The sequence below is a fragment of the Methylobacterium sp. 285MFTsu5.1 genome (assembly GCF_000383455.1).
Lineage (GTDB): Bacteria > Pseudomonadota > Alphaproteobacteria > Rhizobiales > Beijerinckiaceae > Methylobacterium.
In genome coordinates, this window is sequence record NZ_KB911270.1 from 711,382 (window position 1) to 737,088 (window position 25,707).

The following is a 25,707-nucleotide window of genomic DNA, read 5'->3' on the forward strand; positions in this document are numbered from 1 at the left end:
GGCTCAGCCCTTGATCGGCACCCGGCCGACCTCCGCGCCGGTGGCGTCGCGCACGACGAGCGTCCACGCGCCGGCCGGTCCCGCGACCTCCAGTTCACCCGCCATTTCGTCGATCACGCTGCGGGCCTCCGCGAGCGCCTCGGCCAAGTCCGCGGCTTCCACGCCCTGCGCGTCGCGGATCGTCTCCTCGCCGTTCTCGATGTCGAAATAGAAGCGACTGGGCACTCATCTCCTCCCTGATTTCCGCCCTCGGGAGGGCCCTCGGATACTACCTACGTAGTTCGCCCACGTCCGACAATGCTCAGTAGGAGACATAAACCTTAACAAACATCAAAACTGTTTTCGTTGGTTGCGTTGCAATAATGTCGAGATTCCAGCCAAATAATCCATTATAGGTATCGCCGATCACCCTTGCGGCCGCTTCGGCGATGGCGGCGCGCGGTGACGGGCCTCAGGGGCGTTCGACATGGCAGCCTCCGGCGATTCGAGCCTCAAAAAAGATTCTCCTGCCTCGGCGGAGAGAAAACAAAAATTGCGCGCCCACGTCCGGACGATTCTGGCGAAGGGCCTCAGCGTCCGGAATTCCCGCCCCGCGGGCGACACAGCCCCCGACACGCACTGACCTGTTCCGGCCGTCGGGGCCATCCCCCGCAATGGGAGGGGATGGCGGCCGCCCTACGCCCTTTGAGCGTCGTGCGCGCCGATCGCTTCCGGCCAAAGTCGGGGGCGGTCTCGGAGGCCGCGCCCGGCGGCCCAGGAAGCGCGATGGCGGATCAACTCTTGTCCGATGCTCGGGGCACCTTCGTGGACGTCTCGTTCATCATGGCCGCGCACGACGCGGCGCCCTGGATCGAGACGGCCATCCGTTCCGCCCTCGCCCAGACCGGCGTCGCCGTGGAGGTGGTGGCGGTCGATGACGGCTCGCGGGACGGGACCGCCTCCGTGCTGGCGCGCCTGGCGGAAGCCGATCCGCGGGTCCGCGTCATTCCCCTCGCCGATGCCGGACCGGGCACGCCCCGGGGCCCGTCGAGCGCCCGGAACGCGGCGCTGAACGCCGCCCGGGGCCGGTGGATCGCGATCCTCGACGCCGACGACCTGATCCTGCCCGACCGCACCCGGACCCTGCTCGATCTCGCGCTCGCGGCGGATGCCGACATCGTCGCCGACAACCCGATCCCGTTCACCGACATGTTCGACCCGCAGGGGCCGGGCATGCTGGAGGGCGGCCGGGAGCCGTACCTGTTCGAGATCGACCTCGCCAAGTACATCGCCAGCAACCAGCTGCTCAGCCGGGTGACCAAGCTCGGCTACCTCAAGCCCATGATGCGCGCCGAGATCCTGCGCCGGCACGGCATCCGGTACGACGAGGGCGTCCGGATCGGGGAAGATTTCCTGCTGTGCCTGGAAGCCCTCGCTGCGGGGGCGCGGTTCGTGGTCACCACCTACGCGGGCTACGGCTACCGGCGCGGGCCCACCTCCCTGTCGCACCGGCTGCGCCAGGCCGACATCGCGCGCCTCGACGCGGCCTTCGCGGCCCGGGCCGAGCACGGCCGCCTCGCCGAGGCGCGGTCGCGCTCCGCCGAGATCCGCCACGGCAGCCGCGCCTACCGCGACGGCCTCGCGGTGACGCGGCTGATCGCCCAGGTCATCGAGGCGGCCCAGGCCGGCCGCTGGCGCGCGGGCGCGACCCTGGCGCTCCGGCATCCCCGGATCTGGCGGTTCCTGGCCGCGACGCTGCTGGCGGCGGCGGGCAAGCGCCTGCGGCCGCGGCCGCACGCCCAACCGATCGGACAGAGGTAAGACGATGCGCCTGTGCATCTGCATCTGCACCTGCGAGCGGCCCGTGGGGCTGGCGCGCCTGCTCAAGGCCCTGGACCAGCAGCGGCTCGGCAGCCTCGCCGAGACCGCCCTGCGCATCCTGATCATCGACAACGGGCGCAGCCGCGCCGCCGTCCCGGTGGTGGAGGCCTACCGGGCGACCGGCCGCTTCCCCGTCACCTACGCCCGGGAGGAGACCCGCGGCCTCGCCGCGGTCCGCAACCGCAGCCTCGCTGAGGCCTCCGCGGCCGGCGCCGACTGGGTCGCTCTGATCGACGACGACGAGTTTCCCGACCGCGACTGGCTCCACAACCTGCTCGAGACCGCCCTGGCCGCGGGCGTCGCGGCCTGCGTCGGGCCGGTCGTGCCGTTCTTCGACCGGGTTCCGCCCGCCTGGGCGGCCGCCGGGGGCTTCTTCGCCAAGCGCCTGCCGGTCCGCGACGGCTACGTGGAGGACGGCTACACCGCCAACGCGCTCCTGGACCTGCGGGTGATCCGGGCGCTGGGCCTGTCCTTCGACATGCGCTTCAACACGATGGGCGGCGAGGACACGTTCTTCTTCCGGGCCCTGATGCTCGCCGGGCACCGGGTCGCCTGGGCCGAGACGGCCGTGGTCTACGACAGCATCCCGACGCACCGGATGCGGGTGCGCTGGCTGCTGGCGCGCTGGTACCGCAGCGGCAGCGTCGAGGCCTATCTCGGCCGGCTCCGCCCGGAAACGGTGGGCGGCCGTCTCGCCAACGCGGGCCGCGGCTTCGTGCGCCTCGGCGGCGGCCTTCTGCGGCTCGGGATCGCCGGCCTGTCCCTCAGGCCGGCGACCCTGATCGGCGGCGGCTACACGCTATGCCGCGGGGCCGGGCTGCTCGCGGCCGTGATCGGCGTGAGCTACCGGGAATACCACCCGTCGCGCTATCGCTAGCCGCGCCGACCGGGCGCGTTCCGGTGCGGTAGCAGGAAGGGCTGGCCGCCCGGCGGCACCCGCCCGACCGGCCAGCGGACGCCGAAGACGCCGGCGATGAGGTCGTCGGTCAGGACCTCGGCCGGCCGCCCGCCGGCGACCAGCCGGCCCCCGTCCAGCACCAGCAGCCGGTCGGCGTAGGCGGCCGCGAGGTTGAGGTCGTGGAGGATCGCCACCACGGCGACGCCGGTCGCCGCCAGCCCGGCGGCGGCGTCGAGCAGCGCGCCCTGGTGCCGGAGGTCGAGGCTCGCGGTCGGCTCGTCGAGGAACAGCACCTGCCGGTCCGCCACCGTGCGGCCGGCCTCAAGCTGGCAGAGCACGCGGGCGAACTGCACTCGCGCCTGCTCCCCGCCCGAGAGGGTCGGGTAGGCCCGGTCGGCGAGATGCGCCACGTCGGCCCGCGCGAGGGCCCGGGCCAGGATCGCCGCCCGGTCGCGGGCCCCGAGGCCCCGGCCGATGCCGTCGAGGCCGATCCGGGCGACCTCGGCCGCCGCGAACGGGAAGGCGAGGCGCGCCGCCTGCGGCAGCACCGCCCGCGTCGCGGCGAGGCGCCAGGGCGGGATCGTCGCCACGGGCGCACCGTCATAGGCGACGCTGCCCCGGGTCGGGCGCAGGGCGCCGCTGAGCAGGCGGACGAGGGTCGACTTGCCGGCCCCGTTGGGGCCGACGATCACCTGCAGGGTGCCGCCCGCCACCGCCAGGGAGACGTCTCGCACGAGGTCGCGCCCCGCCACCGTGACGGTCAGGTCGCGGGCCGTGAGCAGGGCCGGATCAGACATTGTCAGACATTGTCAGACATCGTCCGGTCGCACCCGGCCGAGAAGCAGCCACAGGAAGACCGGCGCGCCGACCAGCGCCGTGACGATCCCGATCGGCAGCTCGGCGGGCGCGGCGACGCGGCGCGCCACCACGTCGGCGAGGACCAGGAAGGCGCCGCCGAGGAGTGCCGAGGCCGGCAGCAGCAGCCGGTGCCCCGGGCCGATCAGCAGCCGCAGGGCGTGCGGCACCACGAGGCCGACGAAGCCGATCACCCCCGCCGCCGCCACGCTGGCGCCCACCGCGACCGCCACCAGCACGATGCAGGCGCGCTTCAGCCGCTCCACCGGGACGCCGAGATGGAACGCCTCGGCCTCGCCGAGGACGAGGGCGTTCAGGCCGCGGCCGAGGAGCGGGACCGCGGCCAGCACCGGCAGGATCAGCGGCGCCGAGGCCGCGACCTTGGACCAGGTGGCCCCGCCGAGGCTGCCCAGGGACCAGAAGGCGAGATCGCGCAGTTGCCGGTCGTCGCTGACGAAGGTCAGCAGGCCGGTCAGCGCGCCGCTCAGCGCCCCCAGCGCGATCCCCGCGAGCAACATCGTCGCCACCGCGGTGCGCCCGGACCGGGTGGCGAGGGCGTAGAGGATGAGGGTCGCGCACAGGCCGCCGAGGAAGGCCCCGGCCGGCAGCGCGGCGTAGGGCAGCGGCCCGGCAAGCCCCAGCCCGGCGAGGATCCGGTCGCCCAGGACGATGATCACCGCGGCCGCGAGCCCCGCCCCCGACGAGACCCCGACCAGCGCCGGATCGGCCAGGGGGTTGCGGAACAGCCCCTGCATCAGCGCCCCCGAGACCGCCAGCCCGGCCCCGACCAGCAGCCCCAGCAGGGTGCGGGGCAGGCGGATCGAGAGGATCACCAGCCCGTCGCGGGCGCGGGCCGGATCGCTCCCCTCCCCGATCAGGACCGCGAGGACCCGGTCCGGCGGGATGGGGATCGCCCCGAGGCTCACCGAGAGCAGGGCGGCGGCGAGCACCACGGCCGCCAGGACACCCAGCACCCAGGGCGCCGCGCGGCGGCTCACGCGCCCCGCCCGCCGCCGCGCGGCTCAGTCACGCGGCAGGTCCGGGTATAGCGCCCGCATCAGGTCGGTGGCGGCCTCGGGCGTGCGCGGCCCGAACCCGAGGAGGTAGAGGCCGTCCATGGCCACCAGCCGCCCCCGCGCCGCCGCCGGCGTCTGGCCGAGGGCCGTGCCGGGGGCGAAGATGCTATCGGGCTTCGGCGGCTCGGGCCCGTTCTGCATCATCACCACCGCGTCGGGGGCGGCGGCCACGATGGCCTCGTCGGTCATCGGCTTGAAGCCCTCCAGGCCCGCGGCCGCGTTGCCGATGCCCGCCAGGGCCAGGATGCCGTCCGCCGAGGAGCCGGTGCCGCCGACGACGGTCCGGCCGCCCTGGACCGACAGGACGACGAGGGCCCGGGCCGCCCGGGCGATCCGGGCGCGCCGGGTCGCGAGGTCGGCGAAGCGCGCGCGGACCTCGGTCTCGAGCGCCTCGGCCTCGCGCTCCAGGCCGGCGAGGCGCCCGACCGTCTCGATCTTGTCCAGCACGCCCTCGGGATTCGGCGGCTCTGTCACCGTCTCGACGCGCAGCCCGGCCTCGCGCAGCTGCGCCAGGACGGCCGGCGGCCCGGCCCCCTCGGCGGCGATGATCAGGTCGGGCTGCTGCGCCAGAAGGCCCTCGGCCGAGAGCGCCCGCAGGTAGCCGACACTCGGCTTCTCGCGCAGCGCCTCGGGCGGGTAGAGGCTGGTCGTGTCGACCGCGACGATCCGGCCGCCGGCGCCGAGGCGGTAGAGGATCTCGGTGACGGCCCCGCCCAGGGCGGCGATGCGGGTGGCCGCCTGCGCGGCGGCGGCGCGCGGGGCGAGCGCCCCGGCCGCCGCGGCGGCCAGGAGCGCGCGGCGCGACAGATGGCCGGGGGGGCTCATCGGGTCAGCATCGGCGCGGCGCCGGCGGTCAGCCGCAGGCGACAGGCGTGATCGCCGTGGCGGTTGACGATCTTGCCCGCCGCCTCGGAACGCGCGACCGGCCGCGTCGCGCCGGGCCCCGCGCGCGTGCCGCCCGGGACGCGGCGATGACCTTCTCCTTCGACACACGACATGGACCGGTCACTCCAGATCTGTTCTTTATAAATTTTCAAATGAGAGGATCGCGACGACAGAAGCGCAGCGTATCGGTAATCGATCGCGGACGCTACCCCGCGAAAAAGTCACGGTTTTACTTCGCTGACCGGCTTGAAAAAGCGGCCTATGTCATTTTCCAGGTCAGGATATCGTCGCGCGCGCGCCGGCGGTCGATTCCGGGCGGCGGACACTGGTACAGGCGGCGCCGGTCCCCGGCTCCGGTGGGCCGCCCGACGGCGTGGTCGGGACAGAACGGGCCTTCGCTGTGCCCGCTCGGGCGGAGCGCGGCACGACGAGGTCCGACCCTCGTCCTGAGGTGACGCGTCGCGGCCTCGGCAGAGAGCTCCTTCGAGGCGGCCGCCGCGCGACCGCACCGCGGGATGGGGGGAGGATCGGACGATCCGGGTCGGCCGGCCTCGGAGCGTCCCCTCCCCGTGCGCTCAGCCGAGGCTGCCGAACCCGGCGGTCTCGCGCGTCCAGGCCAGCGCCTGCTCGCTCAGGGAGAGGCCGAGGCCCGGCCGGGTCGGCACGCGCATGCGGCCGTCCTCCAGCTCCAGCCGCTCGTTGAACAGCGGCTCCAGCCACTCGAAATGCTCGACCCAGGGCTCCCGCTGCAGCGCGGCGGCGAGGTGGATGTGGAGCTCCATCGAGAAGTGCGGCGCGATCGTCAGCCCGGCGAACTCGGCGAGCGCCGCCACCTTGAGGAAGGGCGTGATGCCGCCGACCCGCGGCGCGTCGGGCATCAGGAAGTCGGCGCCGCCCTGGCGGATGAAGTCCCAGTGCTCGGCGACGCTCGTCAGCATCTCGCCGGTGGCGACCGGCGTGTCGAGGGCGGCGGCCAGGGCCGCGTGCCCGGCGGCGTCCAGGCAGTCGAGGGGCTCCTCGATCCAGATCAGGTTGAAGCGCTCGAAGGTCCGGCCCATCCGCATCGCGGTCGGCCGATCCCATTGCTGGTTGGCGTCGACCATGAGCGGGAAGGCGTCGCCCAGATGCTCGCGCACCCGCGAGACCCGGCGGATATCCTCGGCCCAGTCCGGCTGGCCGACCTTCAGCTTGATGCCGCCGATGCCCTTCGCCCGGGCGCGGTCGGTGTTGACGAGCAGCTCCTCCAGCGGCGTGTGCAGGAAGCCGCCCGAGGTGTTGTAGCAGCGCACCGAGTCGCGCTGCGCTCCGAGGAGCTTGGCGAGCGACAGGCCGGCCCGCCGCGCCTTGAGATCCCACAGGGCCACGTCGAAGGCGCCGATCGCCTGGACGGCGAGGCCGCTGCGGCCGGCCGAGGCGCCGGCCCAGGCGAGCGTGTCCCAGGCCTTGGCGATGTCGCTCGGATCCGCCCCGAGCAGCGCCGGAGCGATCTCGCGGGCATGGGCGAACTGGCCCGGCCCGCCGGCGCGCTTGGAATAGCTGATCCCGAGGCCGCGATGGCCCTCCCGGCTCTCGACCTCGCAGAACAGGATCGCGATCTCGGTCATCGGCTTCTGGCGGCCGGTGAGCACCTTGGCGTCGCTGATCGGGGTCCTCAGCGGCAGGGCGACGGACCGCAGGCGGATCCCGGTGACGGCGTCCTCAGCCATGGCTTCCTCCAGGTCTTGTCCGCGGGGGCGCGCTGGAAGCCCCGGAGGCGGTTCTTGGCGGTGCCTCTCGGCGGCGACCGCGACGGCTCTCCCGGGGCCGGGCCCAGGAGTGGCGCAGGCCGGACGGCCTGTCCAACGTCATTGTTGGATCGATCGATGCGCACCTGGCATCGATGGCCCCGAGGGGGACGGCCGGTCTCAGCCGGCGGCCGTCGCCGGAGGAAGCCGGAACGCCACCAGGGTCATGTCATCCCGCCGGGCTTCGGTCCCGCGATAGGCGTCGAGATCGGCCTCGAGGGCCACGGTCTGGGCGGCGAGGGGCAGGTCGGCGTGGCGCAGGAGGCTGTCGGCCACGCCGCGCCGGCCGAGGAGCCGCGGCGCCCGGTCGGGCGCCGCGCGGCCCATCTGGTCGGTGATGCCGTCCGTCATCAGGTAGAAGGTGGCGCCCGCCACCGGAACGGCGATGTCCGCGACGACGTCCTCCGGCTGCCCGTCACGGGCGGGGCGCGGGTAGCCGAGCCCCCGGCGGCCGCCGCGGACGCGCTCGGCCACGCCGTCCCGGACCACCGTGAGCGACAGGCCGGCGCCGGCGAAGTGCAGCGTCCCGGCCGCGCGGTCCCAGACGCACAGGCCGCAATCGAGCCCGTCATCCGATTCGGCGCCGCGGCCGTCCTGGCGGAGCTGCGTGCGGACCATCGCGTCGAGCCCGGCCAGGATCGCCGCCGGCGCGCGCAGGCCGCGCTCGTGCAGCAGCCGGTCGAGGGCGGTCGCGACGATCAGGGTCAGGAACGCGCCGGGCACGCCGTGGCCGGTGCAGTCGGCCACCGCGATCACGCAGAGGCCGTCGATCTCCTCCAGCCAGAAATAGTCGCCGCCGACGACGTGGAGCGGCTCCCACAGCACCGCGACCTCGACCCCCGCGCCCGCCAGGGCGTTGCGGTCCGGCAGCACCGAATCCTGGATGCGCCGAGCGTAGCCGATGCTCTCGACCACTTGGCGGTTGGCGCGCTCCAGCCTGTCGTGGGCCTGCTCCAGCTCGACGAGGAGTTGCTTGGCGGCGTCGCCGCTCCGCAGGCCCTCGACCATGCGGTTGAAGGCCTGGCTGATGACGTCGATCTCGTTGCTCGGCCGGTAGGCGCCCCCGAGCTCCACGGTCGTCCAGCGCTTGTGCTCGATCTCCCGCATGGCGAGCAGCAGCCGCATCAGCGGCGCCATGACGTGGCGGCGCACGGTGGCGTGCAGGGTGACCACGAAGGCGATCATCAGCCCGACGCTGGCGCCGAGGGCGAGCATCACCTGCCACGCCGCGTTGTCCCGCAGCGCCTTCGTGGAGACCGTGACGGTCAGGCTGCCCGCCGGGCCGGCGCGGCCGGGCACCGACAGGTCGGCCTGGGCCGAGAGGGTGGACCAGCCCCGCGCGGGGGGCGCCGCGCCCGCCGTTCCGACGACGTGGCCCGTGGCGTCGCGCAGGACGGCGTGGGTGAAATCGGGCTCGGCGGCCAGGGCCTTGAGCGGGCCGTCGTAGGCGTCCGGGTCGCGCGCCCAGTCGGGCCGCGCGATCGCCGCGGCGGTGAGCCGGGCGAGGAGATGCGCCCGGTCGCCGTACAGCCGGAGCTGGTCGGTGTAGGTTACCCAGGCGATCCCGAGCTGGGTCAGCAGCAGGAGGGCGCCGATCACCGGGTAGATGCGCAGGAACAGGGTGTGGGACAGGCTGTCGAGGTCGCGGCCTCGGGCCGCCCCGCGCAGGGCGCCGGGCTTCATCAGCTCGTCCGCGGGCGCGCCCGCGGCCAGCACGTCGGCGAAGCCGCGCTTCGACAGGGGATCGCCCCGGCGGATCGGGCCGGCCCCGCGCAGGCCGCCCGCGCGCCCGGCGCCGCCGGCGGCCGGGACCGGATCGATGTCGGCGAAGCCGAGCCGCGCCAGGGCATCCCCGGTCCGCAGCGGTCGCGCGCCGCGGATCCCCCCGGCGGGACGCGGGCTGTCTAGGGCCGTGTCAGGTCCGCTCACGCGACGTCACTCCGTGTCACAGCGGTTCCGCTCCGAGGCCGGGCGCGCGGCGCCTCAGATCAGGGACGCGCCCGGTTCGGCCGCGCAGCGCACGCAGTCGCGGCCGGCATGCTTGGCAGCGTAGAGCGCCGCGTCGGCCCGCCGGAGCGTCGCCGACATCGACTCGCTCGGGCCGAACGCCGCGAGGCCGATGCTCACCGAGATCGGCAGCGGGCCGTGCTCCAGGCGCACCGGCCGCTGCGCCACCGCGCGGCGGAGCGCCTCGGCGATGACTTGCGCCTCGGCCATCACGGTGCCGGTGACGAGGATGGCGAATTCCTCACCACCCATGCGGCCGATCACGTCGACCGCGCGCAGGCTGTCGCGGCAGGTCTCGACGAAGGCCTTGAGGACCGTGTCGCCCGCGCTGTGGCCGTAGCGGTCGTTGATCAGCTTGAAGCGGTCGAGGTCGAGCATCAGCACGCTGGAGGGCGTGTCGCCCGACTGGGTCCGGGCCCAGACCTCCTCGCAGATCTGCAGGAAGCGGCGGCGCGACAGGGCGTCGGTGAGATGGTCGGTGTCGGCGAGGCGGCGGAGTTCGGCCTCGAGGCGCGCCCGGTGCTCGATCTCCGCCGAGAGGGCGTCGTTGAGGTGTCGCAGGGCGCGCTGCTGCTCGGCCATCCGCTGGTTGGCGCGGTGCAGGTCGAGCTGCATCCGGTCGCTCAGCCGCACCAGCCGGCGCTGCTCGTGGTAGCTGCGCCGGTAGGCGCCGGCGAGCTCCCGCACCCCGTCGCCGACCTCGGCGAGGCGGGCCAGCATCACCTCGGATCGGCCGAGAACGGCCTCCTCGGTGTCGAACAGGCTGAAGGCGTCCGCCGGCTCGGACAGGAGATCGTGGGCCGGTGCCCGGTGCGGGCTCACGCGGGGACGCTCGCGATCATCTCGAACCGGGCATGCGCGAAGTCGGCCGCGAAATCCTCGCCGGCCTCCTGGATCACGTCGTCGTCGGCGCCGAACATCCAGCGGATCGTCACCGGGCGCCCCTCGGCGGCGGCGTCCTCCAGGGGCATGAACAGGTTCATCAGCGCCTTGGCGCTCGACGAGTTGAAGTAGGCGAGCGCGACGTCGAAGGTGATCGGGCTCGCCTCGGTCGCCGCGAGGTGGCCGCGCAGGGCCTGCAGCAGCGGGCCGAAGAATGCGGCGGCGTCCTCCGGGTAGGATTCGCCGCGCAGGACGAGCCGCCCCGACGCGAAGTCGAAATCGACCTCGGGCGAGCGCTCGGTCCGGGGCAGCGTGATGCGGTCCATGTCCGTGCGATCCTCAGATGAAGGCTTTGAGGCAGAACAGGCTGCGCTCCGCGCCCAGATCCTGGAAGTCGTACTCGACCGGGGCGCTCGACCGGCGGGCGATCTCGATCAGTCCGATGCTGCCGCCGAGGCTGCCCTCGTCCGGCGGCTGGCGCAGCTTCTCGCGGTAGACCTTCCTGAGCTCGTCGCTCGACAGGGTGGCGATCTCGTCGAGCCGCTCGCGCAGCCGCGGCACCTCGGTCCTGCCGACCTCGTTGCCGCAGACCACGAAGAACCGCCCCTCCTCGGTGCCGACGGCGATCATGCCGGCGCTGACCCGGGCGGGGCCCGGCGGCTCGGCGGGCGCGACCTTGTCGGCCGAGTAGCGGATCACGTTCTGGGCCTGCTCGACGAAGATCGAGAAGACGCGCTTGGCGACCGCGGCGTCGGTCTCCTCGTGCCGCATGCGCAGCTTCAGCACTTCCCCGAGCGAGAACAGGATGTTCTCCGAGAGATCTCCGCCGAACGACAGGATCACGCCGCTGCGCTTCGACGCCTCGTGGAAGGATCGGAAATCGCTCGCGCGCAAGGAAGCCTCTCGACCGCTTCATCGCGGCAACACACCGCGTGTGTAGGGCCGACATTAATGCGGAAATAATCAAAGATTTCTTACCGGTACTGATCGCTTTCTGAGCAACATTGCCCGTATTGCGAGCAGTACCGCAAGCTTTACGCTGGATCCTGTCGCGGACCGCGCGGCATCGCGCGCGAGGGTCCGGGCCGCCGGCTTCAGGCGGCCGCGCCCTGGCGGGCGCCCGCGTCCCACTCGGTGCCCCAGTCCTGCACGACGTGGCCGGGCGCGACCTCCCGGTAGAGGCGCTCCGGCGGCACGTAGTCGGGGGGCCGGATCGGGCTGCGGATCTCGTCGTCCGGCAGCGCGTGCCGCTCGCCCCGCCGGGCCGGATCCGGCACGGGCACCGCGGCGAGCAGCTTCTTCGTGTAGGGGTGCCGCGGATCGCCGAAGATCGCGGCCCGGGGGCCGATCTCCACGATCTCGCCGAGATACATCACCGCCACCCGGTGGCTGACCCGCTCGACCACCGCCATGTCGTGCGAGATGAACAGGTAGGCGAGGCCGAGCTCCGCCTGCAGGTCGAGCATCAGGTTCACGACCTGCGCCTTCACCGAGACGTCGAGCGCCGAGACCGCCTCGTCGGCGACGATCAGGCGGGGGTTCAGGGCGAGCGCGCGGGCGATGCAGATGCGCTGGCGCTGGCCGCCGGAGAACTCGTGCGGGAAGCGCGCGGCGGTCTCGGGCGGAAGCCCGACCCGGGCGAGCAGATCCTCCGCCCGCCGCCGGGCCTCGCGAGGCGCGGCGATGCGGTTGATCAGCAGCGGCTCCGCCACCGCCGCACCGACGCTCAGGCGCGGGTCGAGGCTGGCGAATGGGTCCTGGAAGATCATCTGCATGCGCTGGCGGCGGGCGCGGAGGGTGCCGGCATCGAGGCCCGTGATGTCCTCGCCGTCGAGCAGGACCGAGCCCGAGAGCGGCTCGACGAGGCGCAGGATCGAGCGCCCGGTGGTGGACTTGCCGCAGCCGGATTCGCCGACGAGCGCCAGGGTCTCGCCGGCCGCGAGGCTGAACGAGACCCGCTCCACCGCGTGGACGCGGCCGGTCACGCGGCCGAGCAGCCCGGAGCGGATGTCGAACCGGGTGGTCAGGTCGCGCACCTCCAGCACCGGGCGCTCGGCGGCCCTGACGGTGTCGGGGGTCTCGGGCGTCGGTGCCGCGAGGCCGGTGGCCCGGTCGACCACCGGGAAGCGCATCGGGCGGGCCCGGCCCGCCATGGTCCCGAGGCGCGGGACCGCGGCCAGCAGCGCCCGCGTATAAGGCTCGGTGGGTTCGGAAAAAATCCGCGCGGTCGGGCCGGCCTCCACGGCGCGGCCCCGGTACATCACCACGGTGCGGTCGGCGATCTCGGCGACCACGCCCATGTCGTGGGTGATGAACAGGACCGACATGCCCTCCTCGTCCTGCAGGCTCTTGATGAGGTCGAGGATCTGGGCCTGGATCGTGACGTCGAGCGCCGTGGTCGGCTCGTCGGCGATGAGGAGCTTCGGCCGGCAGGCGAGCGCCATGGCGATCATCACCCGCTGGCGCATGCCGCCGGAGAAGCGGTGCGGGTACTCGTGCAGGCGCGACCGGGCGGCCGGGATCCGGACCTTGTCGAGGAGCCGGAGCGCCTCCGCCTCGGCCGCGGACCGCGACAGGCCCCGGTGGCGGATCAGCGCCTCGGCGATCTGGAAGCCGATGGTCAGGACCGGGTTCAGGGAGGTCATCGGCTCCTGGAAGATCATGGCGATGGAATCGCCGCGCACCCGCCGCATCTCGGCCTCGGGGGCGGCGAGCAGCTCGCGGCTCTCGAAGCGCACGCGCCCGCCGATACGGCTCGCGTCCCGCGGCAGGAGGCGCAGGATCGAGAGGGCGCTGACGCTCTTGCCGGAGCCGGATTCGCCGACGAGGGCCACGGTCTCGCGCGGGCCCACGTCGAACGAGACGCCGTGCACGACCTCGCGCCAGCGCCCGTCCGAGCGGAAGGAGACGGTGAGGTCTGAGACCGAGAGGATCGGGTCCACTGGATCCGCCATCGCTAGAGAACCCGTCGCGGGTCGAGGGCGTCGCGCAGGCCGTCGCCGATGAAGTTGATCGACAGCACCGTGAGGAAGATCGCGCCGCCGGGAAACAGCGCCCAGTGCGGGGCGACGTCGAGATGGTCCTTGGCGTCGAACAGGAGCCGCCCCCAGGTCGGGATGTCGGGCGGGAAGCCGAGCCCCAGGAAGGACAGCGTCGATTCCGCGATGATCGCGGACGAGACCTCGATCGAGGCCGCCACGATCACCGGACCGAGCGCGTTCGGCAGGATGTGGCGGCGCACGAGGTGCCCGGTCGTCGCCCCCTGCGAGCGGGCCGCCTCCACGAACTCCTTCTCGCGCAGGGACAGGAACTGCGCCCGCACCAGCCGGGCCACCGGCATCCAGCGCAGGCCCCCGATCACCGCGACGATCATCAGGAACACACCGCCCTGGCTGCCGAACACGGCCTTCAGGCTGTCGCGGAACAGGTAGATCACGAGGAGCAGCAGCGGCAGCTGCGGCAGCGACAGGAACAGGTCGGTCAGCCACATCAGCACCGGGTCGAGGAACCGGCGCGACATGCCGGCGAGCGCGCCGACCAGCACCCCGATCAGGCTCGCCACCGCCATGGCGGCGAAGCCGACCGCGAGCGAGATCCGGCCGCCGTAGATCATCCGGGCGAGCAGGTCCTGGCCGAGATCGTCGGTGCCGAACGGGTGGTCCCAGGACGGGCCCTGGAGCTGGGCCGCGAAGTCGATGTCGTCGATGGCGACCGGCCAGAGCAGGCCGCCGAACACCACGCCGGCGACGAGGAGCGCCAGCACGCCGACGCTGGCGAGCGCCAGCCGGTGCCGCCGGAAGCGCCGCCACGTCTCCCGCCCCGGCGAGGCCGGCGCGCGGGCGACGGGCACCGCCTCATCGGAGGGCGATGCGAGGGTCGAGCCAGCCATAGAGCAGGTCCGCGACGAGGTTGAACAGGATGACGAGGCCGGCGAACACGAAGGTCACCGCCATCACCACCGGCGTGTCGTTGGACAGCATCGCGTCGATCAGCAGCGAGCCGATGCCGGGGATCCGGAAGATCTGCTCGGTGACGATGGCGCCGCCGAACACCGCGGGGATCTGGAGGGCGACGAGCGTCACCACCGGGATCAGGGCGTTGCGGGCGATGTGCCGGCGGGTCACCGTGCCCTCGGGCAGGCCCTTGGCGCGGGCCGTGGTGACGTAGTCGAGGCGGGCGACGTCCAGCGCCGAGGCGCGCACGTACCGGGTGTAGGAGGCGGCCTGGAAGAAGCCCAGCACCGCCACCGGCATGATCGCCTGCCGGACATTCGCCCAGACCCAGGGCAACCCGGTTCCCGGCAGGTCGGCCTGGTAGACGAAGGGCAGCCAGCCGAGCTTGATCGAGAACAGCAGGATGAACAGCAGGCCGGTGAAGAAGGTCGGCAGCGAGAAGCCCACGAAGGCCAGGGTGTTGGCGACTTGGTCGGCGAGCGAGTAGGGCCGCCGCGCCGCGTAGAGGCCCACCGGTACGGCGATCAGCAGCGCCAGAACCTGGGAGGAGCCGACGATGAACAGGGTCGTCGGCAGCCGCTGCAGGATCAGCGTGTCGACGTTCACCCGGCTGGCGAAGGAGAAGCCCCAGTCGCCCTGCAGCATGGCGGTGAGCCAGTGCAGGTAGCGGGTAAGGATCGGGTCATCGAGGCCGAACTTGACGCGGAGCGCCGCCCGCACCTCCGGGGGCACGTTCGGGTTGCTGGCGAGCTCGCCGAACGGGTCGCCCGGCGCGAGCGCCAGGACGGTGAACAGGATCAGGCTGATGCCGAGCAGGCTCGGGATCGCGATCAGGAGCCGTCGCAGGATGTAGGCGCCCATGGCGCGGCGCTCCCGCTCAGGCCTCCCTGTACCAGTCGGGCAGGAACGACAGGTCGTTGTCCCAGCCGCTGCGGGGCGCCGTCAGCGTCGCGCCCACCGCCGAGACCTCGGCGCGGTGGATCAGCGGCAGCACGTTCTCGGAGACCGCGAGGTCGTTGCAGGTGATCAGCAGCGCCGCGCGCTTGACCGGGTCGAGCTCGCTCTGGGCGGCGTTGTAGGCCTTGTCGTAGGCGTCGTTGCGCCAGCGCACGACGTTGCGACCCTGCCACTTGTTGGCCTTCTGGGCCACCTCCCAGGAGGCGTACATGAGCAGCCAGATCGCCGGATCGGCCTGGGTCATGCTGTAGGCGTACATCTCCATGTCGGCGTAGAAATGCGTGCAGGTGTCGGGGTTGGCCGGGTCGGAGGAGAAGAACACCGAGCCGGTCACCGATTTCAGCTCGATCTCGATGCCGGCCTTGGCGGCCGCCTGCTTGATGATCGCCTGGGTCTTCTGACGCGGGGCGTTGATCGAGGTCTGGAAGACCAGCTTGAGCTTCTTGCCGTCCTTGGCGCGGATGCCGTCCGAGCCCTTCTTCCAGCCGGCCTCGTCGAGGAGCGCGTTGGCCTTGACCGGGTCGAAGGCGAAGCTCGTGTTCTTCGAGACGAAGCGCTCCGGGCCGTTGACCGTGTTTGCGGTGGGCTTGCCGGTGCGGCCGTAGATGTAGGTCTGGATCGACTTGCGGTCGACCAAGAGGTTCATCGCCTGGCACACCTTCGGGTCGGAGAAGGCGGGGTGCTTGGTGGTGATCGAGGCGCGCTCGCCGTCGACCTCGACGTTCGGGTCGGCGGCGTTGAGGAGCAGGAACTCGAGCTTGCCGCCGTAGACCACGTCAACCCGGCCCTTGCCGCCGGTCTCCAGGCGCTTCAGCACCTCGTCCTCGATCAGCATGTTCCAGGCGTAGTCGTACTCGCCGGTCTGGAGCACGGCGCGGGCGGCCGAGACCGCGTCGCCGCCGCCCTTCATCTCGACCGTGTCAAAATACGGCCGGTTCGGCAGGTGGTAGTCGGGGTTGCGCTCCCCGCGGACGATGTCGCCGGGCCGGAACTCCACGAACCGGTACGGGCCGGTGCCCACCGGGGCGAGGTTCTGCGGCGCGTCCCGGGACTTGGCGCCGCTGTAGGGTCCGAACAGGTGCTTGGGCAGCACCATCCCGACGATGCCCACGTAGGCGTCGCACCAGTAGGGCGTGGGCTTGTCGAACAGAACCCGGACGCTGAGGTCGTCGACCTTCTCGACCTTGCAATCCTTATAGGAGCCGGCCGTCACCGCCGCGGTGGCGGGGTCGCGGGCATATTCCCAGGTGAAGACGAGGTCGTCGGCGGTGAGCGGCTTGCCGTCGTGCCACTTCACGCCGGGCTTGAGCGTCCAGACAACCGAGCGGCCGTCGGCGGCGAGCGCCCCGTTCTCCTTGGACGGGATCGAGGCGGCGAGCACCGGCACGAGGTTGCCGTCCGCGTCCCAGGCGGCGAGCGGCTCGTAGAAGATCCGCGAGGCGTCCTGGTCCTTGGTGCCGACGGCGAAATGCGGGTTGATCAGCGTCGGCGCCTGCCACCAGAGCAGCTTGAGCGCGCCGCCGCCGCCGGCCTTGGTCGGCTTGTAGCCGGCCCGGATATCGGCCGCCATCGCGACCCCGTTCCCGGCCAGCATCAGCCCGGCCATGGGCGCGGTGAGGCCCACAGCCACCATCCGCTGCACGAAAGCGCGCCGCGACAGGCGGCCGTCCTTCACCTGCCCGATGAGGCCGCGCAGATCCCGCTCGTCCATGTACGCTTTCCCGTTTACCGCCGTGACAGGCACAGCAACATTCCGGCAGCGGCCTTGGCAAGGGGCGGGCCAGTGACGGTTCAATCGGAACGTGTTGACGGATGCTTGGTTCGGGCAGGAGCATGGCCTGGGCGGTGCATGCGGTCAGGCAGCAGCGGGGCTCGCGCCGTGTCCGTCCTTGCGAGCGGAGCGAAGCAATCCAGCGGCGCCACGCTTCACGAGGGCGCGCAACCCTGGGTCGCTTCGCTGCGCTCGCGAAGACGGCGCGGAGCCCGCTATGGTGGCGCGACCTCGACGCGCAGCTTTCCCGGAGTGGACCCGATGGACAACCGCAACGCCGTGTGGCGCCACGTCGACGCGCAGTCGGAACGGCTGATCGCCCTGTCCGAGCGGGTCTGGGGCATGCCGGAGGTCTGCTACACGGAGAGCCGCTCCTGCGCCGAGCACGTCGCCGAACTGCGCCACCAGGGCTTCCGGGTCACCGAGGCAGTCGCCGGCATCCCGACCGCCGTGATGGGCGAGGCCGGGGACGGCGGGCCGGTCATCGCGTTCCTCGGCGAGTACGACGCCCTGCCGGGCCTGTCGCAGGAGGCCGGCGTCGCCGAGCACCGGCCGGTGGAGGCGGGCGGGCACGGCCACGGCTGCGGCCACAACCTCCTCGGCTCGGCGGCTCTGCTCGCCGCCACCGCGCTGAAGGACTGGCTCGCCGAGACCGGGACGCCCGGCCGCGTGCGCTACTACGGCTGCCCGGCGGAGGAAGGCGGCGCCGCCAAGGCCTTCATGGTCCGCGCCGGCGCCTTCGCGGACGCCGACATCGCGATCACCTGGCATCCGGGCAGCTTCTGGGAGGTGGCACCGCCGGTCGCCCTCGCCAACACCCGGGCCGACTTCGTCTTCACCGGCCGCACCGCCCACGCGGCGGCCGCGCCCCATCTCGGGCGCTCGGCGCTCGACGCCGTCGAGCTGATGAGCGTCGGCGTGAACTACATGCGCGAGCACATGCCGTCCGACGCGCGGGTCCACTACGCCTATCTCGACGCCGGCGGCATCGCCCCGAACGTCGTCCAGGCCGGCGCGACGGTGCGCTACTCGATCCGGGCCCGCGACCTCCCGGGCATGCTGGCGCTGGTCGAGCGTGTGAAGAAGATCGCGCAGGGCGCCGCCCTGATGACCGAGACCGCAGTCGAGGTGCGGATCGTCAGCGCGGTGTCGAACCTGCTGGGCAATACGCCACTGGAGCAGGCGCTGCACGGCGTGATGGAGGAGCTCGGGCCGCCGCATTTCGACGATTCCGACCGGGATTTCGCCGGGAAGATCCGCGCGACGCTCACCGACGGCGACATCGATGCCGTATTTCGCGCCATCGGGCTGCCGCGCACCGAGGCGCCGCTTGCCGACTTCCTCGTGCCCCTCGACGCGTTGCGCAACCCGGCGGTGGGGTCCACCGACGTCGGCGACGTCAGCTGGGTGGTGCCGACCGTCCAGGCCCACGCGCCCACGGTGGCCATCGGCACGCCGTTCCACACCTGGCAGGTGGTGGCGCAGGGCAAGACCCCCGCGGCCCACAAGGCGATGGTGCAGGTCGCCAAGGCGATGGCCGCCACCGGGGCCCGGGCGGTGACCGACGCGGCCCTCCGCGACGCCGCCAAGGCGGATCTCGCCCGCCGGGTCGGCGCGGCGGGCTACGTCTCGCCGCTGCCGGCGGAGGTCGAGCCGCCGCTCGGCATGTCGCTGGGGCGCTGACCGGGGCCCGTCTCAGAGCGTCCGGGCGCGGAGCGCCGTCACGACGATCTCGGCCAGGATGACGACGCCGAAGATCGCGGCGAGCACCACGGCGACTTGGTCCCAGTAGAGCAGGTTCAGGGCGGTATCGAGCGCGACGCCGATGCCGCCCGCGCCGACCAGCCCCAGCACGGCGGATTCGCGGATGTTGATGTCCCAGCGGAACAGCGCGATCGACCAGAAGGCCGGCTTCACCTGCGGCCAGTAGCCGAGCAGCAAAGTCGACATCCGGCCGGCACCCGCGGCCTGCAGGGCCTCGATCGAGCCGCGATTGGCCTCCTCCAGCGCCTCGGCGAACAGCTTGCCGGTGAAGCCGACGGAGCGGAGCGCGATCGCCAGGGTCCCGGCCAGCGGACCGGGGCCGAACACCGCCACGAACAGCAGCGCCCAGACCAGGGAGTTCACCGAGCGCGAGGTCACGAACACGAACTTGGCGAAGAGGTTCAGCGCGCGGTTGGGCGTGACGTTGCGGGCCGCCATCAGCCCGATCGGCACCGCGATCGCGATGGCGATCAGGGTGCCGAGCGTCGCGATGTGGAGCGTCTCCACCAGCGCCCGCAGGGTCGGCCCGACATAGCCGGCATCCATCGGCCACATCCGGCCGAACAGGTCGGCGAGCTGGTCGGGGGCGTCGTAGAGGAATTCCGGGATCACCTCGATGGTGCGCAGGCTCGCCACGAAGGCCGCCACCGCGCAGAGCGTGAAGGCGAGCCGCGCCAGCCGCTTCCACAGGGGGAAGCGCTGCCAGCGGCGCGGGTCGGCGGACGCGGGCGCGAGGGCGACGCTCACTGGAACACCTTGCGGGCCCAGCCGGAGACGATCTCGGCCACCATGATCAGGGCGACGATGACGATCAGGATCGCCAGCACCACGTCGAAGTCGAAGCGCTGGTAGGCGGTGAACAGCGTCGCTCCGATGCCGCCGCCGCCGACGATGCCCACCATGGTCGAGTTCCGCAGGTTGGAATCGAGCTGGTAGGTGGCGAAGCCGATGAAGCGCGGCAGCACCTGCGGCTGCACGCCCATGATCAGGGTCGACAGGAAGCCGGCGCCGGTCGCCCGCACCGCCTCGACCTGCTTCAGGGAGATCTCCTCGATCGCCTCGGCGAACAGCTTGGCGATGAAGCCCACCGAGGCGACGATCAGCGCCATGACGCCAGCGAGCGCCCCGAACCCGATCGCCTTCACGAACAGGATCGCCACGATGATCGGGTGGAACGACCGGCAGAGCGCGATCAGGATGCGGGTCGGCCACGTCACCCAGGGCGGCATCAGGTTGCGGGCCGCCAGGAATCCGATCGGCAGGGCGACCGCGATGCCGACCACCGTGGCGATCACGGCGATCTGCAGGCTCTCGAGGATCCCCGACTGGATCAGCTCCCAGCGGGAGAAGTTCGGCGGGAACATCCGGGCCAGGAACTGCTGCCCGTGGGCGAGGCCGCCGGCGAAGCGCTCGGGCGAGAAGCCGAGCTGGGTCGCCGCGTAGACCGCGTAGGCGGCGAGGAGCGCCCAGCCGGCGCGGGCGGTCCAGTTGGGCCGGAACGCGACGCGGTCGGGGGAGGCGTCGGGGGAGGCCGGGCGGGCGGGCGCGCTCATTCGAGCCAGTTCTCGCCGCCGTAGATGCCGCGCAGGTCGGCCTCGCTCAGCCGGTCCGGCGGCCCGTCATAGACCACGTGCCCGCCCGACATGCCGACGATCCGGGCGGCGAAGCGCTGGGCGAGCGCCACGTTGTGGATGTTGACCACCACCGGCACGCCGCGCTCGGCCGCGAGCCGGGACAGGATCTCCATGATCTCGACGGAGCTCTTCGGGTCGAGGGACGAGGTCGGCTCGTCGGCGAGCACGATCTCGGGCTCCTGCATGATCGCCCGGGCGATGCCGACGCGCTGGCGCTGCCCGCCCGACAGGGCGTCGGCCCGGCGGGTGGCGAAGCCCGACAAGCCGACCGCGTCGAGGAGGTCGAAGGCGCGGGCGATGTCCGCCTCGGGGAAGCGCCGCAGCCACGCGCGCCAGGCCGGCACGTAGCCGAGGCGGCCGCAGAGCAGGTTCTCCATCACCGAGAGGCGCTCGACGAGATTGTACTCCTGGAACACCATCCCGATCCGGCGGCGCGCCCGGCGCAGGGCGGGGCCGGAGAGCCGGGCGAGGTCCTCGCCCCGGAACAGGATCTCCCCCGAGGTCGGCTGGACCAGCCGGTTGATGCAGCGGATCAGGGTGCTCTTGCCGGTACCGGACGGCCCGATGATCGCCGTGAGCCCAGTGCCCGGCACCACGAGGTCGATGCCCTTCAGGACCGGCTGGCCGGCCCGGTACGCCTTGGTCAGCCCCCGGATCACCAGCGCGCGCGGATCCTCCGCCCGGGGATCGCCCTCGAGTCCGGCCGCCACCGCGCGCGCCGCGCTCCTCGCCGTCACGGCCGACGTCAACGCCTGAGTCACGGCTTGGGCGCGCCCGCGGCCTTCTTGCGTGCCGCCTCGGCCTCGCGGGCGGCCTCGCGCTCGTAGGCGACCTTGTTGTACGGCGTGCCCGATTCCTCCGCGACCTTGCGGACGATCGCCCAGTCTTTGAGGTAGGTGATCGGCGCGAACCGGTCGTCGCCCTCGAAATCCTTCACCATGTCGGGCGGGAAGCGGAAGTCGTAGAAGCACTGCTTCAGCTTCTCGGCGAGTTCCGGCTTGAGATCGTGGGCGTAGGCGAACCCCGAGGTCGGGAACTTCTCGCTCGTGTAGATCACCCGGTAATCGTCGCCCTTGATCGTCCCGCGGGCGACCATCCGGTAGAATACGTCGGAGGCCACAGGGGCGGCGTCGTAGTCGCCGGTGCCGACGCCCAGCGCCGACTTGTCGTGGCCGCCCGAGTAGATGAGCTTGTAGTCCTCGCCGGGCTTCAGCCCCTGCTCGGGGAACAGCGCCTTGGGCGCGAGGTTGCCGGAATTCGACGACGGCGCCGTGTGGGCCACGCGCTTGCCCTTGAGGTCGGCCAGTGTCTTGTACGGGCTGCTCGCCTTCACCACGACGATCAGGTTGTAGCCCTCGGCGCCCTTCTCGGTGCCCTTGGCGGCGAACGGGATCGCGCCGGCCATGTTCACCGCGAAGCCGAGAGGTCCGGTCGAGAAGCCCGCCACCGTGAGCCGGCCGGAGCGCATCGCCTCGATCTCGGCGGAGTTCGACTGGACCGGGTAGTAGACGACGCGCTTGCCGGTGCACTGGCTCAGGTAGGTCGTGAACGGCTTGAACGAATTCTCGTAGACCGCGGGATCCTCCACCGGCGTGTAGGCGAAGACGATCACGCTCGGGTCGCGGGTCTTGGCCGGAACGTCGGCGACGAGGTCCTTGTTGGCGTCGCAGTAGGCGTCGTCGAGCTGGCCGCGGTTGGGGCACTCGTCGGCCCTCAAGGGCGACAGGAAACCGAAGCCGCAGAGCAGCGCCAGGGCTGCGCCGTATCGGGCGATCGTCACGCGCTATCCTCCCTGCGGGGCCGTGCCTCGGGCCGGCGCCGTCATGTCCCGCCCGGTCCGGGCCGAGCTTGAGCCGGCAAAGGTGTAGGCGCCGGCTGACGGGAGACGCAAGGCGCGACAGCGAGCGGACGTTGAGGGAAGCCGCGCGCTGACAGGGGCGTCGTGGCGGCCGTCCGGGTGGCAGCCAGCCTCAGGGCGCGAGCCGCGTGAACACGTAGTCGTGGTCCCGGACATTCGCGCTGTGGCAGGCGAAGCAGGTCTCGTGCTGGGCCGCGTCCGCGGGCTTGCCGTCGACGAAGCGCCCGAACCCCCAGCCCCCCGTCGCCGCGTAGCGCCGCGAATCCTTCACCATGACCTGAACCGTCGTGGCGCCGCCGGGCACGAAGGCCGGGGCGAACTCCGCGGACGGCACCCGCGTCCAGGCGCGCTTCACCAGCACCGTCCCGTCCGGGAACGGCAGGGTGCCCGACCGGTAGGCGTCCAGCGCCCGCGCGTTGCCGACCACGGCGCGCAGTTCGTCGAGGGCCCCGGTCTCCTGCGCGACGCCGACGAGCTGCCAGGCGCGGTACCCGTCCGGGACGGTGACGCCGTAGATCGGCGAGGCCGCCGGGGCGGTCCCGGCATCCACGGCGCGCACCGCGGAGCCTCCCAAAATCAGGCCCGCAGCGAGCAGGGCCGGCAGCGCGACAGCCAGGAACCGCATGGCAACCTCCGTCATCGTCTCGGGATGATCGTGTGTCCGGGGATGATCCGGCCGCGCCGGCGCGGTCAGGCCGCGGCCGCGTCGATCACGGCCTGCGCGAAGGCGCGCGGGGCTTCCTGCGGGAGGTTGTGGCCGATCCCGCCGGTGATCAGCCGGTGCGCGTAGCGTCCGGTGAACTTGGCCGCGTAGCTGGCGGGATCCGGATGCGGGGCGCCGTTCGCGTCGCCCTCCAGGGTGATGGTCGGCACGCCGATCGTGGGCGCCTGCGCGAGGCGGCTCTCCAGCGCGTCGTACCGGCGCTCGCCCTCGGCGAGGCCCATCCGCCAGCGGTAATTGTGGATGACGATGCTGACGTGATCCGGGTTGTCGAGGGCCGGGGCGCTCCGCGCGAAGGTGGCGTCGTCGAAGCGCCAGCGCGGCGAGGCGGTCTGCCAGATCAGCTTGGCGAAGTCGGCGCGGTAGGCCTCGTAGCCGGCCCGCCCCCGGCTGGTGGCGAAGTAGAACTGGTACCACCAGGACAGCTCGGCCCGCGGCGGCAGCGGCTTCTTGCCGGCCTCCTGGTTGCCGATCAGGTAGCCGCTGACCGCCACCAGCGCCCGGCACCGCTCCGGCCACAGCGCCGCGACGATGTCGGCCGTCCGCGCGCCCCAGTCGAAGCCGCCCAGGACGGCCTGGGGGATCTTCAGGGCGTCCATCAGGGCGATGACGTCCACCGCGAGTGCCGCCTGCTCGCCGTTCCGGACCGTGTCCGACGCCAGGAAACGGGTGGTGCCGTAGCCGCGCAGGTACGGCACGATCACCCGGTGCCCGGCCGCCGTGAGGATCGGAACGACCTCCGCGAAGGCGTGGATGTCGTAGGGCCAGCCGTGCAGCAGGATGACCGCCGGCCCGTCGGCGGGACCGGCCTCGACGTAGCCGACGTCGAGCACGCCGGCCTCGACCTGCTTCAGGACGCCCGGCATGGCGCCGGGGACCGGGGCGCCGGGGACCGCGGCACCCTGCGCCCGCGCGGTCCCGCCGAGGCCGAGCTCGGCGAGGGCGGCGGTGGCTACCGCGCTCTTCAGGAGGCGGCGGCGGCTCCAGGCGGATGTGTCGGGATCGGTCTCGCGGGCCATGGACGGCTCCCTCGTCGGAAAGTCTTCGATGGAGCGAAATCTATCCCGATGCTCGACACCGCGCTTTGAGAGGACCTTGAGGACACCTTCAGAGGCCCATGATTTATGCCCGCCCGGGCCCGTGCTAGAGCGCCCTCCGCCGCGGAGACCGGTTCGGTGAGCAGGGCGCGGAACGCGGACATGGCCCCGCCCAGGAACGCCCCGTGATCTACCGGTTCGGACCCTTCACCCTCGATTCTGCGCGGCGCGAGCTCAGCCGGGACGGCGCCGAGATCGCCGTCGAGCCGCAGGTCTTCGACCTCCTGCGGGTGCTGATCGAGCGGCGCGACCGGGTGGTGAGCCGCGACGACCTGCTGGAGGCGGTCTGGAACGGGCGCATCGTCTCCGAGGCGACCCTCGGCAGCCGGATCAACGCGGCCCGGACGGCGATCGGCGACACCGGAACCGAGCAGCGCTGGATCCGGACGCTCCCGCGCAAGGGCGTGCGCTTCGTCGGCGCCGTGCGGGAGGCCGCATCGGAGGTCTCGCCCGGGATCGCTCCGGAAGACGCGGCGGAGGCGAGCGTCACGTGGCGCACCGGGCCGCGCCTACCCGCGGTGGCGGTCCTGCCCTTCACCAACATGAGCGCGGATCCGGAGCAGGCCTACTTCGCCGACGGGATCACCGAGGAGATCATCACGGCGCTGTCCCGCGTTAGCGGCCTGTTCGTGATCGCGCGCAACTCGACCTTCACCTACCGGGGCGCGGCGATCGACGTGCGCCGGGTCGGGCAGGAGCTCGGCGTCGGCTACGTGGTCGCCGGCAGCGTGCGCCGCGGCGGGTCGCGCCTGCGAATCACCGGCCAGCTGGTCGATGCCGGGACCGGCGCCCATCTCTGGGCCGACAGCTTCGACGGCGGGCTCGACGACGTCTTCGCCCTGCAGGAGAAGGTCGCCGCGCGCGCCGCCGCCGCGATCGAGCCCACCCTCCAGCTGGCGGAGATCGGCCGGCTCGGCCGCGACGCGCCGGCCCATCCGGACGCCTACGACCGGCTGCTCCGGGCCAATGCCCGGCTCGCCGACTTCACCGCCGCCGGCATGGCGGCGGCGCTCGATCACTTGGACGAGGCCCTGGCGCTCGACCCGGGCTACGCCCCGGCGATGGCCGCGGCGGCCTATTGCCGGGCGCAGTGCCATTTCCAGGGCTGGATCGCGCAGGGCGAGGCGGAGCGCGCGGCGGCCGTGCGGCTGGCCTGGGGCGCGGTCGAGCGCGCGCCCGGGGACGCGCAGGTGCTGTGGATGGCGGCCTTCGCGGTCTGGAACATGTCGGAGACCGGGCGGGACCGGGCGCGCGACCTGTTCGGCCGCGCGCTGCTCGTCAACCCGAACTCCGCCCTGGCGCTCACCCTCGCGGGCTGGATCGAGACCATGTGCGGCCGCGCGGAGGCGGGACGCGCCATGGTCGAGCGGGCGCTGCAGCTCAACCCGCGGGATCCGCGCGGCTGGCTGATGTCGGGCGTGATGGCGGTCGCGGCGGTCAGCGAGGCCGACTATCCCGAGGCGATCCGGTGGGCTGAGCGGGCGCTGGCGCAGAACCGGCGCTTCGCCGTCGCCCTGCGGGCGCTCGCCGTGGCCCATGTCGGGCTCGGCCAGCCGGAGCGCGCCCGGCCGGCGGTCGCCGAGCTCCTGGCGATCGAGCCCGGATTGACGGTCTCGGGCTTCCTGGCGCGGATCCCCTTCCCGGTCGCCGCCCTGGGGCAGCGATACGCCGAGGCGCTGGCCGAAGCCGGCCTGCCCGCCTGAGC

General features: G+C 72.6%; 23 protein-coding genes. 4 read left to right on the forward strand and 19 right to left on the reverse strand.

Going from position 1 to position 25,707, the window contains the following annotated elements; all coding sequences use genetic code 11:
* Window positions 1-3: 3 nt before the first annotated feature.
* Window positions 4-225: a hypothetical protein gene (locus H288_RS0103480; protein ID WP_020091205.1), complete on the reverse strand. Its 222-nt coding sequence runs from the start codon at window positions 223-225 to the stop codon at window positions 4-6.
* Window positions 226-780: 555 nt separating this feature from the next.
* Here H288_RS0103480 and H288_RS32075 point away from each other — a divergent pair.
* Window positions 781-1,800 (forward strand): glycosyltransferase, encoded by a 1,020-nt coding sequence (locus H288_RS32075; protein ID WP_020091206.1) that lies wholly within the window; start codon window positions 781-783, stop codon window positions 1,798-1,800.
* Between the two features lie 4 nt (window positions 1,801-1,804).
* Complete coding sequence (locus H288_RS0103490; protein WP_020091207.1) at window positions 1,805-2,737, forward strand: glycosyltransferase; 933 nt, start codon at window positions 1,805-1,807, stop codon at window positions 2,735-2,737.
* On the opposite strand, the gene H288_RS0103495 is transcribed toward H288_RS0103490, so the two are convergent.
* From H288_RS0103495 to H288_RS0103555, 12 genes are all read right to left on the reverse strand, one after another.
* Window positions 2,734-3,555, reverse strand: coding sequence for a heme ABC transporter ATP-binding protein (locus H288_RS0103495; RefSeq protein ID WP_020091208.1), 822 nt, complete (start codon window positions 3,553-3,555; stop codon window positions 2,734-2,736). The genes H288_RS0103490 and H288_RS0103495 overlap by 4 nt on opposite strands.
* A gap of 12 nt (window positions 3,556-3,567) precedes the next feature.
* Complete coding sequence (locus H288_RS0103500; protein ID WP_020091209.1) at window positions 3,568-4,611, reverse strand: iron ABC transporter permease; 1,044 nt, start codon at window positions 4,609-4,611, stop codon at window positions 3,568-3,570.
* A gap of 24 nt (window positions 4,612-4,635) precedes the next feature.
* Complete coding sequence (locus H288_RS0103505) at window positions 4,636-5,514, reverse strand: ABC transporter substrate-binding protein (protein ID WP_020091210.1); 879 nt, start codon at window positions 5,512-5,514, stop codon at window positions 4,636-4,638.
* A gap of 635 nt (window positions 5,515-6,149) precedes the next feature.
* Window positions 6,150-7,280 carry a mandelate racemase/muconate lactonizing enzyme family protein gene (locus H288_RS0103515; protein ID WP_020091212.1) on the reverse strand — a complete coding sequence of 377 codons (1,131 nt, stop codon included), beginning with the start codon at window positions 7,278-7,280 and terminating at the stop codon, window positions 6,150-6,152.
* A gap of 198 nt (window positions 7,281-7,478) precedes the next feature.
* The gene (locus tag H288_RS0103520; RefSeq protein WP_020091213.1) at window positions 7,479-9,287 is read right to left on the reverse strand and encodes a SpoIIE family protein phosphatase; all 1,809 of its coding nucleotides are present in this window, start codon (window positions 9,285-9,287) and stop codon (window positions 7,479-7,481) included.
* A gap of 54 nt (window positions 9,288-9,341) precedes the next feature.
* Window positions 9,342-10,187, reverse strand: a complete 846-nt coding sequence (locus H288_RS0103525) for a GGDEF domain-containing protein (RefSeq protein ID WP_020091214.1) — start codon at window positions 10,185-10,187, stop codon at window positions 9,342-9,344.
* Window positions 10,184-10,573 (reverse strand): DUF1987 domain-containing protein, encoded by a 390-nt coding sequence (locus tag H288_RS0103530; protein WP_012321503.1) that lies wholly within the window; start codon window positions 10,571-10,573, stop codon window positions 10,184-10,186. Before H288_RS0103530 ends, H288_RS0103525 begins: the two co-directional genes overlap by 4 nt.
* A gap of 13 nt (window positions 10,574-10,586) precedes the next feature.
* On the reverse strand, window positions 10,587-11,141 hold the full coding sequence (locus tag H288_RS0103535) for a SiaB family protein kinase (protein WP_020091215.1): 555 nt from the start codon (window positions 11,139-11,141) through the stop codon (window positions 10,587-10,589).
* A gap of 200 nt (window positions 11,142-11,341) precedes the next feature.
* On the reverse strand, window positions 11,342-13,201 hold the full coding sequence (locus H288_RS0103540; RefSeq protein ID WP_043711987.1) for an ABC transporter ATP-binding protein: 1,860 nt from the start codon (window positions 13,199-13,201) through the stop codon (window positions 11,342-11,344).
* A gap of 2 nt (window positions 13,202-13,203) precedes the next feature.
* On the reverse strand, window positions 13,204-14,136 hold the full coding sequence (locus tag H288_RS0103545; RefSeq protein WP_012321500.1) for an ABC transporter permease: 933 nt from the start codon (window positions 14,134-14,136) through the stop codon (window positions 13,204-13,206).
* Complete coding sequence (locus H288_RS0103550) at window positions 14,102-15,061, reverse strand: ABC transporter permease (protein WP_020091217.1); 960 nt, start codon at window positions 15,059-15,061, stop codon at window positions 14,102-14,104. The genes H288_RS0103545 and H288_RS0103550 overlap by 35 nt, the downstream gene beginning before the upstream one ends.
* A gap of 16 nt (window positions 15,062-15,077) precedes the next feature.
* Window positions 15,078-16,868 (reverse strand): peptide ABC transporter substrate-binding protein, encoded by a 1,791-nt coding sequence (locus tag H288_RS0103555; protein ID WP_020091218.1) that lies wholly within the window; start codon window positions 16,866-16,868, stop codon window positions 15,078-15,080.
* 321 nt (window positions 16,869-17,189) lie between these two features.
* On the opposite strand from H288_RS0103555, the gene H288_RS0103560 reads away from it, so the two are divergent.
* Complete coding sequence (locus H288_RS0103560) at window positions 17,190-18,611, forward strand: M20 family metallopeptidase (protein WP_020091219.1); 1,422 nt, start codon at window positions 17,190-17,192, stop codon at window positions 18,609-18,611.
* 12 nt (window positions 18,612-18,623) lie between these two features.
* Here H288_RS0103560 and phnE (H288_RS0103565) read toward each other — a convergent pair whose 3' ends face one another.
* The 6 genes from phnE (H288_RS0103565) to H288_RS0103590 form a co-directional block, all read right to left on the reverse strand.
* Window positions 18,624-19,439 (reverse strand): phosphonate ABC transporter, permease protein PhnE, encoded by an 816-nt coding sequence (gene phnE / locus H288_RS0103565; protein ID WP_020091220.1) that lies wholly within the window; start codon window positions 19,437-19,439, stop codon window positions 18,624-18,626.
* Complete coding sequence (gene phnE / locus H288_RS0103570; RefSeq protein WP_020091221.1) at window positions 19,436-20,245, reverse strand: phosphonate ABC transporter, permease protein PhnE; 810 nt, start codon at window positions 20,243-20,245, stop codon at window positions 19,436-19,438. The genes phnE (H288_RS0103565) and phnE (H288_RS0103570) overlap by 4 nt, the downstream gene beginning before the upstream one ends.
* Entirely contained in the window at window positions 20,242-21,075 is an 834-nt protein-coding gene (phnC, locus tag H288_RS0103575; RefSeq protein ID WP_199778761.1) for a phosphonate ABC transporter ATP-binding protein, read from the reverse strand. The genes phnE (H288_RS0103570) and phnC overlap by 4 nt, the downstream gene beginning before the upstream one ends.
* Window positions 21,076-21,083: 8 nt before the next feature.
* On the reverse strand, window positions 21,084-22,106 hold the full coding sequence (gene phnD, locus H288_RS0103580) for a phosphate/phosphite/phosphonate ABC transporter substrate-binding protein (RefSeq protein WP_020091223.1): 1,023 nt from the start codon (window positions 22,104-22,106) through the stop codon (window positions 21,084-21,086).
* Between the two features lie 190 nt (window positions 22,107-22,296).
* Window positions 22,297-22,809: a cytochrome P460 family protein gene (locus H288_RS0103585; RefSeq protein WP_103984688.1), complete on the reverse strand. Its 513-nt coding sequence runs from the start codon at window positions 22,807-22,809 to the stop codon at window positions 22,297-22,299.
* 65 nt (window positions 22,810-22,874) lie between these two features.
* Window positions 22,875-23,924, reverse strand: coding sequence for an alpha/beta hydrolase (locus tag H288_RS0103590; RefSeq protein ID WP_020091225.1), 1,050 nt, complete (start codon window positions 23,922-23,924; stop codon window positions 22,875-22,877).
* Between the two features lie 203 nt (window positions 23,925-24,127).
* Between H288_RS0103590 and H288_RS0103595 the strand changes: the two genes are divergently transcribed.
* Complete coding sequence (locus H288_RS0103595; protein WP_020091226.1) at window positions 24,128-25,705, forward strand: winged helix-turn-helix domain-containing tetratricopeptide repeat protein; 1,578 nt, start codon at window positions 24,128-24,130, stop codon at window positions 25,703-25,705.
* The last annotated feature ends 2 nt before the right edge of the window (window positions 25,706-25,707 follow it).